General features: G+C 69.1%; 19 protein-coding genes. 8 read left to right on the top strand and 11 right to left on the bottom strand.

What is annotated here, in order from left to right; all coding sequences use genetic code 11:
* Positions 1-80 precede the first annotated feature (80 nt).
* Genes IE246_RS03460 through IE246_RS03445 form a run of 4 tightly spaced genes read left to right on the top strand, consistent with a single transcriptional unit; the run spans position 81 to position 4,574 of the window.
* Positions 81-1,595: a hypothetical protein gene (locus tag IE246_RS03460; RefSeq protein ID WP_189987551.1), complete on the top strand. Its 1,515-nt coding sequence runs from the start codon at positions 81-83 to the stop codon at positions 1,593-1,595.
* 7 nt (positions 1,596-1,602) lie between these two features.
* Positions 1,603-2,457 carry a hypothetical protein gene (locus IE246_RS03455; protein WP_189987550.1) on the top strand — a complete coding sequence of 285 codons (855 nt, stop codon included), beginning with the start codon at positions 1,603-1,605 and terminating at the stop codon, positions 2,455-2,457.
* 36 nt (positions 2,458-2,493) lie between these two features.
* Positions 2,494-3,906, top strand: coding sequence for a hypothetical protein (locus tag IE246_RS03450; protein ID WP_189987549.1), 1,413 nt, complete (start codon positions 2,494-2,496; stop codon positions 3,904-3,906).
* Between the two features lie 2 nt (positions 3,907-3,908).
* The gene (locus IE246_RS03445; protein ID WP_189987548.1) at positions 3,909-4,574 is read left to right on the top strand and encodes an SPRY domain-containing protein; all 666 of its coding nucleotides are present in this window, start codon (positions 3,909-3,911) and stop codon (positions 4,572-4,574) included.
* Between the two features lie 7 nt (positions 4,575-4,581).
* Here the strand turns inward: IE246_RS03445 and IE246_RS03440 are convergent, their stop codons facing one another.
* A complete protein-coding gene (locus IE246_RS03440) occupies positions 4,582-5,502 on the bottom strand; it encodes a hypothetical protein (RefSeq protein WP_189987547.1) in 921 nt (306 codons plus the stop codon).
* 144 nt (positions 5,503-5,646) lie between these two features.
* Between IE246_RS03440 and IE246_RS03435 the strand changes: the two genes are divergently transcribed.
* The 3 genes from IE246_RS03435 to IE246_RS03425 are packed head-to-tail and all read left to right on the top strand — an operon-like array spanning position 5,647 to position 6,328.
* Positions 5,647-5,841 (top strand): hypothetical protein, encoded by a 195-nt coding sequence (locus tag IE246_RS03435; RefSeq protein ID WP_189987546.1) that lies wholly within the window; start codon positions 5,647-5,649, stop codon positions 5,839-5,841.
* A 32-nt stretch (positions 5,842-5,873) separates the two neighbouring features.
* Positions 5,874-6,104 carry a hypothetical protein gene (locus tag IE246_RS03430; protein WP_189987545.1) on the top strand — a complete coding sequence of 77 codons (231 nt, stop codon included), beginning with the start codon at positions 5,874-5,876 and terminating at the stop codon, positions 6,102-6,104.
* Positions 6,101-6,328, top strand: coding sequence for a hypothetical protein (locus tag IE246_RS03425; RefSeq protein ID WP_189987544.1), 228 nt, complete (start codon positions 6,101-6,103; stop codon positions 6,326-6,328). Before IE246_RS03430 ends, IE246_RS03425 begins: the two co-directional genes overlap by 4 nt.
* Here the strand turns inward: IE246_RS03425 and IE246_RS03420 are convergent.
* The 4 genes from IE246_RS03420 to IE246_RS03405 form a co-directional block, all read right to left on the bottom strand.
* Positions 6,319-7,005, bottom strand: coding sequence for a DUF4286 family protein (locus IE246_RS03420; protein ID WP_189987543.1), 687 nt, complete (start codon positions 7,003-7,005; stop codon positions 6,319-6,321). The two genes, IE246_RS03425 and IE246_RS03420, sit on opposite strands and share 10 nt — an antisense overlap.
* 32 nt (positions 7,006-7,037) lie before the next feature.
* A complete protein-coding gene (locus tag IE246_RS03415) occupies positions 7,038-7,916 on the bottom strand; it encodes a fumarylacetoacetate hydrolase family protein (RefSeq protein ID WP_189987542.1) in 879 nt (292 codons plus the stop codon).
* A gap of 10 nt (positions 7,917-7,926) precedes the next feature.
* Positions 7,927-8,736 (bottom strand): hypothetical protein, encoded by an 810-nt coding sequence (locus tag IE246_RS03410; protein ID WP_189987541.1) that lies wholly within the window; start codon positions 8,734-8,736, stop codon positions 7,927-7,929.
* Positions 8,737-8,829: 93 nt separating this feature from the next.
* Entirely contained in the window at positions 8,830-9,627 is a 798-nt protein-coding gene (locus IE246_RS03405) for a hypothetical protein (protein ID WP_189987540.1), read from the bottom strand.
* Positions 9,628-9,661: 34 nt separating this feature from the next.
* Between IE246_RS03405 and IE246_RS03400 the strand changes: the two genes are divergently transcribed.
* The gene (locus tag IE246_RS03400; protein ID WP_189987539.1) at positions 9,662-9,979 is read left to right on the top strand and encodes a hypothetical protein; all 318 of its coding nucleotides are present in this window, start codon (positions 9,662-9,664) and stop codon (positions 9,977-9,979) included.
* Between the two features lie 9 nt (positions 9,980-9,988).
* Here the strand turns inward: IE246_RS03400 and queF are convergent, their stop codons facing one another.
* From queF to IE246_RS03370, 6 genes are all read right to left on the bottom strand, one after another.
* A complete protein-coding gene (gene queF / locus IE246_RS03395; RefSeq protein WP_189987538.1) occupies positions 9,989-10,456 on the bottom strand; it encodes a preQ(1) synthase in 468 nt (155 codons plus the stop codon).
* Complete coding sequence (queG, locus tag IE246_RS03390; protein WP_189987537.1) at positions 10,453-11,589, bottom strand: tRNA epoxyqueuosine(34) reductase QueG; 1,137 nt, start codon at positions 11,587-11,589, stop codon at positions 10,453-10,455. The genes queF and queG overlap by 4 nt, the downstream gene beginning before the upstream one ends.
* Positions 11,586-12,074 (bottom strand): hypothetical protein, encoded by a 489-nt coding sequence (locus tag IE246_RS03385; RefSeq protein WP_189987536.1) that lies wholly within the window; start codon positions 12,072-12,074, stop codon positions 11,586-11,588. Before IE246_RS03385 ends, queG begins: the two co-directional genes overlap by 4 nt.
* Before the next feature lie 91 nt (positions 12,075-12,165).
* The gene (gene tgt, locus IE246_RS03380) at positions 12,166-13,290 is read right to left on the bottom strand and encodes a tRNA guanosine(34) transglycosylase Tgt (protein WP_189987535.1); all 1,125 of its coding nucleotides are present in this window, start codon (positions 13,288-13,290) and stop codon (positions 12,166-12,168) included.
* Positions 13,287-14,324: a tRNA preQ1(34) S-adenosylmethionine ribosyltransferase-isomerase QueA gene (gene queA, locus IE246_RS03375; protein WP_189987534.1), complete on the bottom strand. Its 1,038-nt coding sequence runs from the start codon at positions 14,322-14,324 to the stop codon at positions 13,287-13,289. The genes tgt and queA overlap by 4 nt, the downstream gene beginning before the upstream one ends.
* On the bottom strand, positions 14,324-14,881 hold the full coding sequence (locus IE246_RS03370) for a queuosine precursor transporter (RefSeq protein WP_189987533.1): 558 nt from the start codon (positions 14,879-14,881) through the stop codon (positions 14,324-14,326). Before IE246_RS03370 ends, queA begins: the two co-directional genes overlap by 1 nt.
* Positions 14,882-15,032: the final 151 nt, after the last annotated feature.

The raw sequence follows: 15,032 nt of genomic DNA, 5'->3' as shown, positions 1-15,032 counted from the left end.
CGGCGCGGGAGTAGCGCGGCGGAGCCGGGACCCGGCCGCCGCGCCGCAGTTGAGACATTGGCCGGATACAGGAGCATCGCATGAGCCGGTTCGACGACCTGCTGACCGATCCGTATGCCGGCCGGCGCTATCTGGTGGTGGTCGAGCCGTTCGACCCGGCGACCGGGGCGACGCGGACCTTGCGGTTCAGCGACCAGGGCTTCGTGACCCGGCCGGGCGACGATCCGCCGAACGCCTGGTACGAGCCGCGGCTGGTGACGGCCCTGAACTTCGAGCGCCAGCTGTTCTCGGGCGGCCGGCTGGAGGGCCGGTCGGTGCCGGGGTTCGGGGCGCTCACCCTCAACAACGCCGACGGCGGGCTCGACGGGCTGGCGGCCCTGGCCTGGGACGGCCGGCGGGTCCGTGTCTGGCTCGGCGGCGACGGCTTCGGGCTCGCCGACTACGGGCTGGTGTTCGACGGTACCGCCGAGCAGGTCGAGTTCGACGACCTGCTTCTGACCCTGCGGCTGCGCGACCTGCAGGCCCGGTTCGAGGCCGAGGTGGCGCGCGCCAGCTATGCCGGAACCGGCGGCAGCGAGGGCCGCGAGGGTCTGACCGGCCGGCCGCGACCGCTGAGCTTCGGCCGGGTGCTGCGGGTGCCGGCGGTGCTGGTCGACCCGGCTGCCCTGCTATACCAGGTCCACGACGGGCCGATTGCCGACGTCGACGCGGTGTACGACCGTGGCCTGGCGCTGACCAAGGTCGCCGGCCCGCCGGCGGCCGGGCAGTTCGCCAGCGATCCGGCGACCGGCTGCTTCACCCTCGGGGCCTCGCCGGCGGGGACGGTGACAGCCGACGTGCGCGGCGACGCCGCCGGCGGCTATGTCGAGACCGCCGCCGCGCTGGTCCGGCGGATCGCGACGGCCCGCGCCGGGTTCGCCGACCCGGCCGGCCTCGACACCGCCGCCTTCGCCGCCCTCGACGCGGCGGCGCCGGCCCCGGTCGGCCTGTTCGTCGCCGACGAGACCCCGCTGGTCGAGCTGCTGGACGCGCTGGTCGACGCGGTCGGCGGGCACTACGGCTTCGACCGTGCCGGTCGGCTCACGGTCGGCCGGGTGTCGGCGCCGGCTGCGAGCGCCCACGCTGAGTTCGACGCCGTGCAGATCCTGGAGATCGAACGCGTAGCGGTGGCCCGCCCGGTGTGGCGGCAGAAGCTCGGCTTCGCCCGCTACTGGCGGACCCTGGATTCCGACGCGGTGGCCGGGGCGGTCGGCGACGAGACCCGCGCCGACCTGGCCGAGAGCCTGCGCTACGCCAGCGCCGAGGATCCGGCGATCAGGGTCCGGCACCTGCTCGCCGAGGAGGCGGTACGCGACACCGCGCTGGCCTTGGCGGCCGACGCCGCGGCCGAGGCGGCCCGCCGGCTGGCGCTGTTCGGGGCCGACCGCGACGCCTTCCGCCTGAAGCTGAAGACCCAGCCCTTCGCGCTCGACCTCGGCCGCACGGTCCGCATCCGCTACCCGCGCTACGGCCTGGCTGCCGGCCGCAACCTGCTGGTGGTCGGCATGGTCGAGGACGCGGCGGTGAACGAAGTGACCCTGGACCTGTGGGGATGACGCGCGCATGGGCACCTTGCTGATCGCCTACCGGAACCACGCCGACCAAGCGGTCTTCTCGGGCGGCGCCTGGACCGCCGAGCTGCCGGCGGCCAATCTCGCCGACCGGCAGCCGAGCCGGGTGGCCAGGACCCTGACGTCGACGCCCGACGACACCGTCGCCGACCTGGACTTCGGCGGCGCCCGGCCGGTGCGGTTCGTGGCGCTGGTCCGTCACAACCTGACCCAGGCCGGCCGCTGGCGCCTGCGGCTGGCGGCAGACCCGGCGTTCGCGGAGCCGATCCACGATTCCGGCTGGACCGCGATCTGGCCGGCGGTGACCCCGTTCGGCGTCGGGGTGTGGGGCGAGTTCCACTGGGGCGGCCGGTTGTCGGCCGAGGAGGCGGCGACCTACGGAATCGCCGCGATCCACGTTCTGCCGGTGCCGGCGATCGCCCGCTACCTGCGCCTGGAGCTCGCCGATCCCGGGCACCCCGACGGCTATCTGCAGGCCGGACGGCTGGTCGCCGGCCCGGCCTGGCAGCCGCGCGTGAATCTGCAGTACGGCTGGTCGATCGAGCAGGTCGACGACAGCCGGACCGTGCGCTCGCGCGGCGGCCAGAGCTATGTCGACGTGCAGCCGAAGTTCCGCCGCCTGCGGTTCGCCTTCGACTATCTGGAGCGCGACGAGGTGTTCGGCCAAGCCTACGAGCTCGAGCGCCTGAAGGGCGTCGGCGGCGACCTGATGGTGATGGTCGACCCGGACGACCTCCAGCACCGCCACCGTCACACGGTCTACGGCGTCCTGGCCGAGACCGCCCCGATCGCCAACCCGACGCCCGGGCGTTTCGCCAAGACCTTCACGGTCGACGAACTGCTCTGACCGCCCACCATCCCAGCCGCCACGGAGGCCCGATCCATGTCCTGGAGCGTGACGCTCGCCGGTGAGACCTTCACCGACGCCAACGTCGCCGGCATCGCCTATGCCGACGAGGAGACCGGCTTTCCGGCGATCCTCGCCGCCTTCGCGCGCGAGGCGGCGTTCCTGAAGGGCCTCGCCGCGACCTCGGCGACCATGCTGACCCCGGCGGTCGGCCCGGCGGTGCTGACCACCCACCAGGACGCCGCCGCGGTCGGGCTGTCGCCCGGCATGCTGGTCCGGGTGGCCAGCGCCGCCGATCCGTCCCGGGTGATGGTCGCCGCGGTCGCCGGCTTCACCGGGACCGCGCTCAGCCTCGACGTGCTGTTCGCCGCCGGTGCCGCGGCGGCCGACTGGGTCGTCACCCGGCCGAGCGGCGGCACCAGCCTCGTCCTCGATCCGGCGCCGGCGCTGGGCGCCGATCTCGACGCCGACGGCCGGTCGATCCTCGGCGCCGCGGCCGGCAGCTTCGCGGGCGACCTGACCGTCGGCGGGGTCGCCAGCTTCGCGACGGCCGGCCAGTCGAAGGTCGGCTATCTCGGCGAGGTCTCGGGCGAGGTGATCGTCCGGGCCTCCGACCCCACGACCCTGGTCTGCACCGTGGTCGGCGACACCACCTTCCTGGTCGCCGGCGCCGACACCCCGGGGCACGAGCATGCGCACAGGATCCGCGCCACGATCGGCGGTGCCGGCGGCTGGAACGTGACGGTCCTGCCGGCCTCGCGCCTGACCAACGGCAACGAGCTGTCGATCGCCCTGCTCGACACCGGCTGGTCTTCCGGCGGGGTGACGGCGGTCCGGGACGTGACGAGCCCGGCCGGGGCCGGCTGGACGCTGACGGCGAGCGGGTCGGGGAGCACCACGCACTATCTCTCGGCCCGCCGCCCGCCGGCGGCGGTCGCCCCCTACGACTACGTGGCGTCGACCCTGTTCAAGGCCGGTACCGGTCACCGCGCGCGGTTCCGCCTGGTCGTGGACACCTACGCGCACGGCGGTTCCATGGATCTCGACCTGGCAGCCGGAACGGTTCTCTCGACCGCCGACCTCAACGCCGGGACGGTTCTCGCGAACGGGCTGCGAAGGGTCGAGGCGGACTGGTACCTGGCCTGGATCGCGGTCGACGTCGCGGTTGCCGGCGTCGACCTCACGATCTCCGTCAACCTGCTCGACGCGGCCGGCGACGAGGCCTTCCCCGCTGCCGGCGAGTCGGTGCTGTTCGGCGGCGGCACGCTGGGGACCGGGGCTTCCTACCAGGGCTTTCAGCATCTCGGCGCCACCCGCGCCGGGGCCGTGCTCTGGCAGGGCGTGCCGATCGATTGGCCGGCGCTGGCGGCCGGGCAGACCGTCGACCTGATGATCCAGTGCGATCCCGACCGGATCGTGCTGCAGGACTACACTCCCGAGGAGATCTGACCATGCCGAGCTTCCTGGGCCACCCGCGCGCGAACACCATCCAGTTGCCGGCGCCGGTTTATGCGACGTGGAACCCGGCAGGGACCGACGCAAACATCGCGCTGTCCAATGGAAATCTGACTGCCGAAGTCACAGGACCGACGGCGGGAACGGCATACGGGACGTCTGCGACCCCCGGCGGCAGTTTTGACAACGGGAAACGATACATTGAAATTGGCGTGACCAGTATTGTGGGGTCGGCGTCGGGTGTGGCTATCGGATTTGCGGACACCGACCAAGCCGTTACTGGCGAGTTGGGTGATATGGCGTATGCCTACGCTTGGCGGTTGGATGGATACAAGGAAAATGCAGGAGTTGAATCTGTTTTCGGTAGTATAGCGACAGCTGGAGATATTGTACAGCTGGCAATTCACGCGTATGTTGAAGGTGGTTTAGCAAAAGCAAATATTTGGTTTGGCCTCAATGGTGTGTGGTTCGGTGCGGGCGACCCCGCGTCAGGTGTAAATCCATCCTTTGAAGGGGTTGTCGCTCCCATAGCAACAGACTGGAGCATTCGCTCTACGTTAAAGGTGACTGGGGATTGTCTGTTTGGGAATTTTGGCAATGCTCCGTTCTCATACGAGGTTCCTGTCGGTTTTGGATCCGGATGGGGGTTCAATATCGTGTGACTGTAGGCTATATTTTATATTTATTTATGATAAAATCATCATCATTGGCATAATTTTTGACAAGAAAATCGTGAGACTCTTTATGTCTCGTAAGTATTGTATTCCGTTGTTCTGCGTTTAGTAGTGTGGGTCGATTCTCGACGCCTGTATGATGAATCTTCTGAATCTCTTTAAAAACCGCAGGTCTATTGGGCACATCGGTGTGTGTCCAGATCCTCTTCAGAATAGTAATTCCCGTATCTGATATGCTCCGATTCTGGTCCTCGACCGTTGGGATTTCTGTATTCTCTACTATGTCAGGTTCGATGTTGCATGCGCCGCAGAACCTCTTAAGAAACGGCGCAATGCCATGTTTTATTCTTTCATAGAATTCTAGACAAAATCGTCCATGGAAATGTCGTTCTATGGACTCAACAACATCTGCCCAAGTTCTGTTTCCAATGCTCTCTAAAACATCCTCAATTGGTATTTCATTACCATGAGCGTATTGCTGCAACACATGACTTTCTATGAATTCATCAATCCGTCGTATGTAGAATATAACCATTGTATTATCGTAGTTAAATATTTTATTGAGGTGAAAAAGAGTATTGTCTGAATTAATGTATAGCCGCCCTGCTTCCCCTAGTATATTTTCTTTTGATATGATGTGAGAATCAGGACATCCAATATTGTTCCGGACTCGTCTGATGTCAGTTCTCGCGGCATCAATCGAGATTGTACGATTTCTGGGCTTAGAAAGTTCAAAACAGAATTGTTCGAAGTCGCCACCTGCCAAATCAATATTTCTACTTACACCTATTCCATTTTTTGAGAGAGTCGCACTGTTCTGCGCCATCCAGTTTTGAATCAAAGTTGTTCCAGTTTTATGTGCTCCGAGGTGTATAATCGTTTTTTTCATATGTTTCATTTCTTGGGTTCTCTTCATGATTTACTGTACTCATCTCGACAAGAGCGATTTAATTTGCCGGGTCCTGGTATTCGAAATCGTTTTGCTCAATCTAAGTTGGAAAATTTATTGTCCATTTAGTGTCGTCAGCGAAGCCAAGGCCTTGGTCCGGAGTAGCCCACCATGAAGGACTTCGCCATCCCCGTCCCTGCGGCACGCCCCGACAGCAGCGCCGACCGTGCCCTGATCCGTCATCGCGTTGCCGAACTCGAGCGCCGGGTCGGGCGGGTCGAGGCGTTCATTCTCGGCGTGCTCTGCACCATCGCGCTGTCGGTCCTCGGTGGTCTCGTGGCCCTGCTCAACCTGCCGCGACTCTAGCCGTACCGTTCCCTGGAACCCCGGAGGATCCCATGACCCGCCCGCTTCGGGCGGCGGCCTGTGCCGTCGCCGTGTCCTGCCTGCTCCTGCTCGGCGCCTGCGCCGGCGTGCCGGCGGCCGCCGTCGTGCTCGGCGCCCAGGCGGCCCTGGCTGCCGCCAGCGAGACATACTGCACCCAGACGACCGCCGAGGCCAAGCGGGCGGTCCGGGCCGAACTCACCGGCGGCGTCGCGGTCGTCCGGTGCCCGGAGGACCGGCCATGACGGCGGTCGCGCCACGCCTGTCGGTGACCGGCGCGTCGGTCGGCTCCGGCGTGCTGGTGGCCTGGGTGTGGAACGCGTCGGTCCCGGAGGTGCCGATGCCGGCCGAGGTCGCCGCCGTGATCGGGGCGGTCATCGCGCCGGTGTTCGACGTCGTGGTGGCGGTGCGTGACGCCGCGCTGACACGCCTCGCCGGCCCGTCGACACCCCCGCCCGCTCAGCGGTGATTGCCGAACACCAGCGCGTAGCGCCCGAGGTCGATCGCCGAGGAGGGCACGCCGTGGCCGTCCAGCCGGTCGTCGCCGAAACCGGCGTCGAGGGCGGCCCCGACGATCGACGGGCTGCTGCCGTCCAGGATCACCACCCATTCCTGCCGCATGTCGGCCGGCACGTCCTTGCCCTGTGCCTTCAGTCCCTCCGCCACCACCGCCAGGTCGTTCTCCAGCAGCGAGGCGCCGTGCATGCCCGGCCGGCCGGCCAGCTGCGGCAGGATCTCGTCGCGCATGGCGGCCCGCAGGTCCTGCTTGCACTCCTCCGGCGGGAAGAACCGGGCCAGGCCGGCGGCGCCGGAGATGCCGTGGGCGAGGTCGACGGTGCAGGTCAGGGTCAGTCGGTCGAAATGCGTGAACCGGGCCATCACCCGCTTCGACCAGTCCGACTGGTCGCCCAGCAGCTTCATGTACGCCGGGGCGCACAGGTCGCGCACAGTGTCGGTCTCGTAGGTCGCGAAGTACTTCACCCGGGTGGCGGAATCGGCGGCGACGTAGCGGCGGGCGCGCTTGAAGCCGGGCATGAACACCCGCTCGTCGATGTGCTCGCGGTTGTACCACTCGTTGAAGTCCAGCTCGTCCTCGGGCGCCACCTCGGTGAAGGTGATCAGCATGCCGGTCCCGAGCAGTCCCATGGTCGTCTCCCGTGGAAGGGTGGTGGGTGGCGTCAGCCGTCGATGAAGGCGGTGTCGTCGGGCTCGGCGACGACGCGGTTCTCGATGTGGCCGAGGCCGTCGATCTCGACCCGCACCACGTCGCCCGGCCGCAGGTAGCGCTTGGGCGTGAAGCCTTCGCCGACGCCCGGCGGGGTGCCGGTGGTGATCACGTCGCCGGGCTCCAGGGTCAGGCCCTGGCTCAGCAGCGCGATCAGGTCGGCGCAGCCGAAGATCATCTCGGCGGTCGAGGAGTTCTGACGGATCTCGCCGTTCACCGAGGTCCTGATCGCCAGGGCCTGCGGGTCCGGGACCTCGTCGGCGGTGGTGAGCCAGGGGCCGAACGGGCCGTGGGTGTCGAAGCTCTTGGGGATCACCACCTGCGGCGTCAGCTCGACCCACTCGCGGACCGTCAGGTCGTTCACCACGACGTAGCCGGCCACCACCTCCAGCGCCCGCTCCCTCGGGACATGGCGGCAGCGCCTGCCGATCACCAGGCCGAGCTCGCCCTCGTAGTCGAGGCTGTCGGAGACGCGCGGCCGGTGCACCGGGTCGTACGGGCCGGCGATGCAGCTCTCCATCTTGGCGAAGGTCGACGGGAACCGCGGTGTCGCTGCGCCGAGCTCCTTGATGTGGTCGGCGAAGTTCAGGCCGACCGCCAGGAACTTGCCGGGATGCGGTACCGGCGCCTCCAGCCGGACCTCGGCCAGCGGCCGGCGCGGGGCCGAAGTCAGCGCCCGCTCCAGGGCCGCGCGGCCGGCTGTCCCGAGCTTCAGGAAGGCGGTCATGTCGGCCGGCAGCGAGGGATCGGCGGCCGTCACGTCGGCGATCCGGGCGTCCTCGACCACGCCGATGCGGGTCCGGCCGCCCTCGGTGAAGGTTGCGAGCTTCATCCTGTCCTCCTCACGCGATCAGCATCTGGCAGAACGTCTTGAGCGCCATGCCTTCGGTCCCGCCGAGCCGGCGCGCGGTGTCGTTCACCCGGCTCAGCACGCCGTCCTCGTAGCTCGACCGGGCGTCGCCGATCCGAGCGCTCATGGCGGCGACCGTGCCGGCGGCGATGCCGCGCTCGTCCAGGGCCGGCAGGCGCGAGAACCCGCCGTCTTCGGCGCCGCCACCGGCGTCGTTGAAGAACGCCGCGTAGCCGTCGATCTTCATGGCCGCCGCCTTCTCGTTGCCGAGGATGCCGCCGTGCGAGCCGGAGACCACGACCTGGCCGACGTCGGACGGGCCGACCAGCGAGATCGAGTCGACCAGTACGATGCGCCGGCCGCTCGGGCCCGCGGGCAGCTCGGCCCGGGCCTCCTCGTAGGCCGGGACCGGCTTGTCGGACAGCGTCGCCCGGGTCATCGCGGCGGCGGCCTCGGCGCACGGCATGCCGGCGCGGACGCCGAGCACCTGGGCGGCCCGGTTCGCGACCGAGATGATCCCGCGGGCGATCATGTCGTCGCCGTTGCCGATGCGGGCCGACATGGTGTCGATCGCCGCGTAGGGGATGCCGAGCCCGTCGCAGTACGCGCCGCCGCCGATTCCGGCATCGTCCTTGCCGCGCCCGGCGTCGTTCAGGATCACCCCGCGCACCCCGGCCTTGACCGCGCAGTAGGCGGCATAGACCCCGCCGTGCGAGCCGGCCACCAGGACCGCGCCCGTCCAGGCCTCGGTCGGCCGCGTCACCGTGTCGGCCGCGACCACGCCCGCCGCCAAGTCGCCCATCGCTTCCTCCGTCGAGACGGGCGGTCCGGACGGCCGCCCGAGGTTTCGAGCATCCTGACGGGCGCGGGCGGAGCGGTCCAGAGCGATGGGCGATCAGCGGGGCGGCCACTCGCGGCGCTCGACTGCGTCGCGCAGCGCCGCGATCGAGCGGTGCATGCCCTGCCGCTCGCGATCGGTGGCAGGCAGGTCGTCGATCACGGCCGCTGCGGCGAGCAGGGGCGGAAGGGCTGCGGTCGCGAGGTCCCACAGGCCGGCCTCGGCCTCCATCTGCACCAGGGTCTGCAGGTTGCCGAGCCGGGGGCCGCGGTCGCCGTCGCGCTCCGGCAGGGCGAGAGCGACCGGTAGGGCTCGCTGGAACTGGTCGCGCGCAAGGTCGTCGCGGCCGAGGGCCGCCAGGCCCTTGCCGAACAGCCCGCGGGCCAGCACCAAGTTCTCGGGCTCGCCGTAGGCGGCGGCCACGCGCTCGAACTCGGAAAGAGTCCAGCCGAAATCGAGATCGAAACCGGCTTTCGCCTGAAGCAAAGCGGTGTCCACCACGGCGCTCAGGATGCCCTCGTCGCGCTCGGTTCTGGCGACGGTTGCCAGGACGGCATCCAGCGAAGCCCGCAGGACGTCGGCGGCGTCGGCCGGCGCCGCCAGCTCGATCAGCCGGCAGGCGACCAGCCGGCTGGCGTCGAGACGCGTGCCCAGCGCGAACTCGGCACGGGCCGACACTGCCGCGGCGCGGAGCTTGTCGACGGCCTGCGGCCCGCCCGGGTCGGCCTGCAGCGCCTCGCAGACCGCCGTGTTGATCGGCTCCTTGCCGCACAGGAGCCGGACTTCCTTCGGTTCGCAGGGATCGCTCCAGCCCCAGGCCGGCAGCGCACACGCGGTCGTCGCCAGAAACAGCATGCTGCGGGCTACACAGCAAAGCCGGGAGAACGCCATGTCGTCCGGCTGGTTTGACGTCATTGCCTGGCCCTTCAAGTTCGGACCCGAGGCGCCGCGGGTATCGTCGATCCTCGGCGGCTCGCAGCCCTTCGTCATCCAGGTCGAGGCGGACTCGATTGCCGACCTGCCCGGGCCCATCCTGGGGCAGCTTTCCTATTGGGACGAGCAGGAGCGTTTTCGGTCCGAAACCTTCTTCGACTCGATCAGGGTGATCGCCGGCGGCGGCAGCGCATTCACGCCGAAGATCCGGTTTCAGAGCCTGACCGTCAACGCGCAGATGGTGCGGGGCCGCTGGAGCATCACCGGCGGGTGATCCGCGGCGTTACGGCCGCCCGCGGTAGATCGGTACGTCCTGCGGCGGGATCCACAGGCCCTTCGGCGGCTCGCCGGATTGGTAGAATACGTCGATCGGCATGCCGCCGCGCGGGTACCAATAGCCGCCGATCCGCAGCCATTTCGGGTCCAGCAGTTCCTCAAGCTTCTTGGCGATCGCCACCGTGCAGCCCTCGTGGAAGGCGCCGTGGTTGCGGAACGAGCCGAGGTAGAGCTTCAGCGACTTGCTCTCGACCAGCCAGTCGGCCGGGACGTAGTCGATCATCAGGAACGCGAAGTCCGGCTGGCCGGTCACCGGGCACAGCGAGGTGAACTCCGGGGCGGTGAACCGCACCAGATAGTCGGTGCCGGGATGCGGGTTCGGCACCTTCTCCAGCACCGCTTCCTCGGGCGACGCCGGCAGGCGGGTGTCGCCGCCGAGCTGGGTCAGACTGCGGTAGATGGTCTCGTCGGTCATCGGTCGTCTCCCACGGGGGCGGCCAGTGCTGCCCGCCACTCGGCGCGGACGTGGTCGTCGTGCTCTGTATCGGCGAGGTGGGCCTGCCGGCGCAAGGCATCAGGCGCCAACCGGGCCAGCGCCCAGACCGCCATGCCGCGCACCAGCGGGCTCGTGTCGCCCAGCAGCCGTTGCACGACCGGAACGGCCGAACTGCCTTCGGAGTTGCCGAGCGCGATCAGGACGTTGCGCACGAACCGGTCGCGTCCGGTGCGCTTGATCGGCGAGCCGGCGAACCGGGTCCGGAACGCCGCGTCGTCGAGCGACGCCAGCTCGGCCAGCAGCGGCAGGGTGAGGTCGTCGCGGGCGACGAACGCCGCCTCCCGGGTCGCGGCGGCGAACTTGTTCCACGGACAGACCGCCAGGCAGTCATCGCAGCCGTAGATGCGGTTGCCGATCGGCTCGCGGAACTCGGCCGGGATCGGGCCCGTGTGCTCGATGGTCAGGTAGCTGATGCAGCGCCGGGCATCGAGGGTGTACGGGGTCGGAAACGCGGCGGTCGGGCAGACGTCGAGGCAGCGCCGGCAGGAGCCGCAGTGGTCGACCTCCGGCGTGTCGGCCGTCAGGTCCAGGGTGGTGAACACCTCGCCGAGGAACAGCCAGGAGCCGAACTCGCGGCTGACCAGGTTGGTGTGCTTGCCCTGCCAGCCGATCCCGGCGCGCGCCGCCAGCGGCTTCTCCAGCACCGGCGCCGTGTCGACGAACACCTTCACCCCGGCGTCGAGGTCCTGGTGCATCCACCGGGCCAGCCGCTTCAGGCGCTTCTTCAGCAGGTCGTGATAGTCCTTGTTGCGGGCGTATACCGCGATCGCGCCGCGGTCGCGGTGCGCCAGGTCGCCGAGCGGGTCGTGGTCCGGCCCGTAGTTGGCGGAGCACACGATCACGCTGCGGGCTTCGGGCCACAGCACCCGGGGGTCGCGGCGGCGCTCCAGGGTCTCGGCCATCCAGGCCATCTCGCCGAACTCGCCGGCCGCCACGAAGGCGCCCAGCCGCGCCTGCTCGCGCGCGCCGACGGCGGCCGGCGCGATGCCGACGGCATCGAAGCCCAGGGCCCGGGCCTCGGCCCTGATGCGGTCTGCGAGTTCGGCGGTCACGGCGAGAACAGCAGGTCGATCTGCTTCTGGTCGAGGCGGAAGACCGTGCCGTTGATCACGCCGCCGATCCGCTCCTGCAATTCCCGGATGCCCTTCATGTGCTCCCCGACCTTGGCGCGGAGCTCGTCCTCGCCGGCGGTTTCGACGAGCTGGCTCAGCTCCGTGATCGCCCGCTGGATCAGGCTGTCGAGCGCGGCGACCAGTTCCTCGAACGAGTCGATGTATTCCTTCGGCGCGTTCTTGTAGGCCCAGATCGCCAGCTCCTTGTCCGAGAACACGCTGGCGGCGAAGTGCTCGACGTAGGATGCGGGTTTCCACTCCAGCGCCTCTTCGATGATCTCCGGCATGTCCGGGACCATCTCGAGGATCATCACCACCTCGTTGAAGTGGTTCAGGTAGTCGGTGGCCAGCAGCGACGTCGCATTGATGTTGGTCCCGCGGACGAGCAGGCGGTAGGTCCGGGTCAACCGGAACTTGCCGTCCACTCCGGGGCTCTCCGACATCGATCCTCCATCCGGCACGCGCCACGATGAAATCCTGCGGTACCGGAGGCAGCCCGCCAATCCGGAGATTCCGCTACAGCGGCGGCAGGTCGCCGGCCGCCTGTTCCGCCTCGAACCGGGCGGCGAACGCGTCCAGCTCGCCCTTGGCGATCGCCTCCCGCAGCCCCGCCATCAGTTCTTGATAGTAGTGCAGATTGTGCCAGGTCAGCAGCATCGGCCCGAGGATCTCCTCGGCCTTGGACAGGTGATGCAGGTAGGCCCGGCTGTAGCCGGTGCAGGCCGGGCAGCCGCATTCCGGGTCGAGCGGGCGCGGATCGGCGGCGTGCCGGGCGTTGCGGACGTTGACCGGGCCACGCCGGGTCAGCGCCTGGCCGGTGCGCCCCGACCGGGTCGGCAGCACGCAGTCGAACATGTCGACGCCGCGGCGCACCGCGCCCACCAGGTCGGCCGGCTTGCCCACACCCATCAGGTAGCGCGGCCGGTCGCCCGGCAGCAGCGGCGCCGTCACGTCGAGCACCCGGAGCATCTCGGCCTGGCCTTCGCCGACCGCCAGTCCGCCGATCGCATAGCCGTCGAAGCCGATCCCGGTCAGCGCCGCCGCCGACTCCCGGCGCAGGTCGTCGTAGACGCTGCCCTGCACGATGCCGAAGAGGGCGTAGCCGGGCCGGTCCCGGAACGCGGCGCGCGAGTCCGCGGCCCAGCGCATCGACAGCCGCATGCTCTCGGCGGCGGTCCGGTGGTCGGCCGGGAACGGCGTGCATTCGTCGAACGCCATGGTGACGTCGGATCCCAGCAGGTGCTGGATCTCGATCGATCGGGCCGGCGTGAGCCGGTGCCGGCTGCCGTCGATGTGGCTCTGGAAGGTCACGCCCTCGGCGTCGATCTTCCGGCGGCCGGCCAGCGACATCACCTGGAACCCGCCGGAATCCGTCAGGATCGGCTTCGGCCAGTTCATGAACCTGTGCAGCCCGCCGAGCTCGGCGATGCGCTCGGCGGTCGGCCGCAGCATCAGGTGATAGGTGTTGCCGAGCAGGATCTCGGCGCCGGTCTCGGCGACCGATTCCGGGCGCATCGCCTTCACCGTCGCCGCCGTGCCGACCGGCATGAAGGCCGGGGTCTCGACGGTGCCGTGCGCCAGCGCGATGCGGCCGCGCCGGGCGGCGCCGTCGGTCGCGAGCAGCTCGAAGCCGATGGTCATGGTTTCTCCCGGGCCAGTAGGCAGGCGTCGCCGTACGAGAAGAACCGGTAGCCGCTCCGGATGGCGTGGTCGTAGGCCGCCAGGATGCGCTCGCGCCCGGCGAAGGCGGAGACCAGCATCAGCAGGGTCGAGCGCGGCAGGTGGAAGTTGGTCAGCAGCACGTCGACCGCCTTGAACCGGTAGCAGGGTGTGATGAACAGCGAGGTCTCGCCCGACCAGGCCGGCACCGTGCCGTCGTCGCGCGCGGCTGCCTCGAGGATGCGCAGGGTGGTGGTGCCGGTCGCGACGATCCGGCCGCCGGCGGCGCGGGTCTCGGCGATCGCGGCGGCGGTTTCGGCCGAGATTTCCCCCCACTCGCTGTGCATCACGTGGTCATCGGTGTCCTCGACCTTGACCGGCAGGAAGGTGCCGGCGCCGACATGCAGCGTGACCAGCGCGCGGCGCACGCCGCGGGCGGCGATCCGGTCCAGCAGATCGGGCGTGAAGTGCAGGCCGGCGGTCGGGGCGGCGACCGCGCCGTCGCGGGCCGCGAACACGGTCTGGTAGTCGTGGGCGTCGTCCTCGGCCTCGTCGGTGCCGCGCTTGATGTAGGGCGGCAGCGGCATGCTGCCGTGCGCTTCCAACGCGGCCATCAGGTCGGGGCCGGCCCGGTCGAAGTGCAGTGTCACCTCGCCGCCTTCGCCCTTGGCGTCGACGTCCGCGGCCAGGTCATCGGCGAACACGATGCGGTCGCCGGGGCGCAGCTTCTTGGCCGGCCGGGCGAAGGCCCGCCAGACCTGTTCGCCCTCGCGCTTGTGCAGGGTCACCTCGACGCGGGCCTCGCCGCGCCGGCCGGTCAGCCGGGCCGGGATCACCCGTGTGTCGTTGGCGAGCAGCAGATCGCCCGGCCGCAACAGGTCCGGCAGGTCGGCGACTGTCCGGTCGGCCAGCCCGTCGCCGGTCAGGTCCAGCAGCCGGGCGCTGTCGCGCGGCCGCGCCGGGAACCGGGCGATGCGCTCCTCCGGCAGGTGGTAGTCGAACAAGTCGACGCGCATCAGGCGCGACTGCTCTCCGGCTGCCGCCATTCGGCCGGCAGGGCCGACAGCACGGCGCGGAACGGCGCCAGCAGCACCGCGGCCATCGCCAGCTTGGCAGCGTAGTCGCCGAGCGCCCAGGTGACCCAGGGTTCACCGGTCAAGGCGAAGGCGGCGGTGAAGAACACCGCGGTGTCGAGGGCCGAAGCGATCAGCGACGACACCGCCGGCGCCTTCCACCAGGCCTGCCGGCGCAGCCGGTCGAAGATCCAGATGTCGAGCAGCTGGGCGACCAGGAACGCCGCGCCCGAGGCGATGCCGATGCGCGGGCTGGCGAAGATCACCGACAGCAGCACGCCGACCGCGAAGCCGACATAGACGACGCGGCGGGCCGAGGCGGCACCCAGGATGCGGTTGGTCAGGTCGGTGACCAGGAAGGTCAGCGGGTAGGCGAAGGCGCCCCAGGTCAGCCAGTCGTTGATCGGGTAGCCGACCGTGATGTTCGACACCAGGACCACCAGGCCCATGGCGGCCGCACCCGCGACCAGCGCGTTGCGCTCCATGGCGTGCGTGCGCATCGCCGTCCTCCACGAAATCCGGAAAAGCGCGCGCGTGATACAGGCCATGCGCCGGATTGTCGAGGAAATTGGGCGGTTGTCCGTCGCTCCGTGGGTCCCGGATCGCCACAAGGCGGCGTCCGGGATGAGGGATGTCACCTTTCGAGCCTCA

Source organism: Thalassobaculum fulvum, from assembly GCF_014652915.1.
GTDB lineage: Bacteria > Pseudomonadota > Alphaproteobacteria > Thalassobaculales > Thalassobaculaceae > Thalassobaculum_A > Thalassobaculum_A fulvum.
The sequence above is the reverse complement of the archived record's forward strand: the minus strand, read 5'-3'. Positions and strand labels throughout refer to the sequence as shown.

Bases quoted from the DNA above. Each gene is read 5' to 3' on its own strand.
- IE246_RS03420 (WP_189987543.1), bottom strand. From the start codon at position 7,005: ATGGGACTGCTCGGGACCGGCATGCTGATCACCTTCACCGAGGTGGCG.
- IE246_RS03440 (WP_189987547.1), bottom strand. From the start codon at position 5,502: ATGAAGAGAACCCAAGAAATGAAACATATGAAAAAAACGATTATACAC.
- IE246_RS03430 (WP_189987545.1), top strand. From the start codon at position 5,874: ATGACCCGCCCGCTTCGGGCGGCGGCCTGTGCCGTCGCCGTGTCCTGC.
- IE246_RS03460 (WP_189987551.1), top strand. From the start codon at position 81: ATGAGCCGGTTCGACGACCTGCTGACCGATCCGTATGCCGGCCGGCGC.
- IE246_RS03450 (WP_189987549.1), top strand. From the start codon at position 2,494: ATGTCCTGGAGCGTGACGCTCGCCGGTGAGACCTTCACCGACGCCAAC.
- IE246_RS03445 (WP_189987548.1), top strand. From the start codon at position 3,909: ATGCCGAGCTTCCTGGGCCACCCGCGCGCGAACACCATCCAGTTGCCG.
- IE246_RS03400 (WP_189987539.1), top strand. From the start codon at position 9,662: ATGTCGTCCGGCTGGTTTGACGTCATTGCCTGGCCCTTCAAGTTCGGA.
- IE246_RS03425 (WP_189987544.1), top strand. From the start codon at position 6,101: ATGACGGCGGTCGCGCCACGCCTGTCGGTGACCGGCGCGTCGGTCGGC.
- queF (WP_189987538.1), bottom strand. From the start codon at position 10,456: ATGACCGACGAGACCATCTACCGCAGTCTGACCCAGCTCGGCGGCGAC.
- IE246_RS03455 (WP_189987550.1), top strand. From the start codon at position 1,603: ATGGGCACCTTGCTGATCGCCTACCGGAACCACGCCGACCAAGCGGTC.
- queA (WP_189987534.1), bottom strand. From the start codon at position 14,324: ATGCGCGTCGACTTGTTCGACTACCACCTGCCGGAGGAGCGCATCGCC.
- IE246_RS03415 (WP_189987542.1), bottom strand. From the start codon at position 7,916: ATGAAGCTCGCAACCTTCACCGAGGGCGGCCGGACCCGCATCGGCGTG.
- IE246_RS03435 (WP_189987546.1), top strand. From the start codon at position 5,647: ATGAAGGACTTCGCCATCCCCGTCCCTGCGGCACGCCCCGACAGCAGC.
- IE246_RS03405 (WP_189987540.1), bottom strand. From the start codon at position 9,627: ATGCTGTTTCTGGCGACGACCGCGTGTGCGCTGCCGGCCTGGGGCTGG.
- IE246_RS03410 (WP_189987541.1), bottom strand. From the start codon at position 8,736: ATGGGCGACTTGGCGGCGGGCGTGGTCGCGGCCGACACGGTGACGCGG.
- IE246_RS03370 (WP_189987533.1), bottom strand. From the start codon at position 14,881: ATGCGCACGCACGCCATGGAGCGCAACGCGCTGGTCGCGGGTGCGGCC.
- tgt (WP_189987535.1), bottom strand. From the start codon at position 13,290: ATGACCATCGGCTTCGAGCTGCTCGCGACCGACGGCGCCGCCCGGCGC.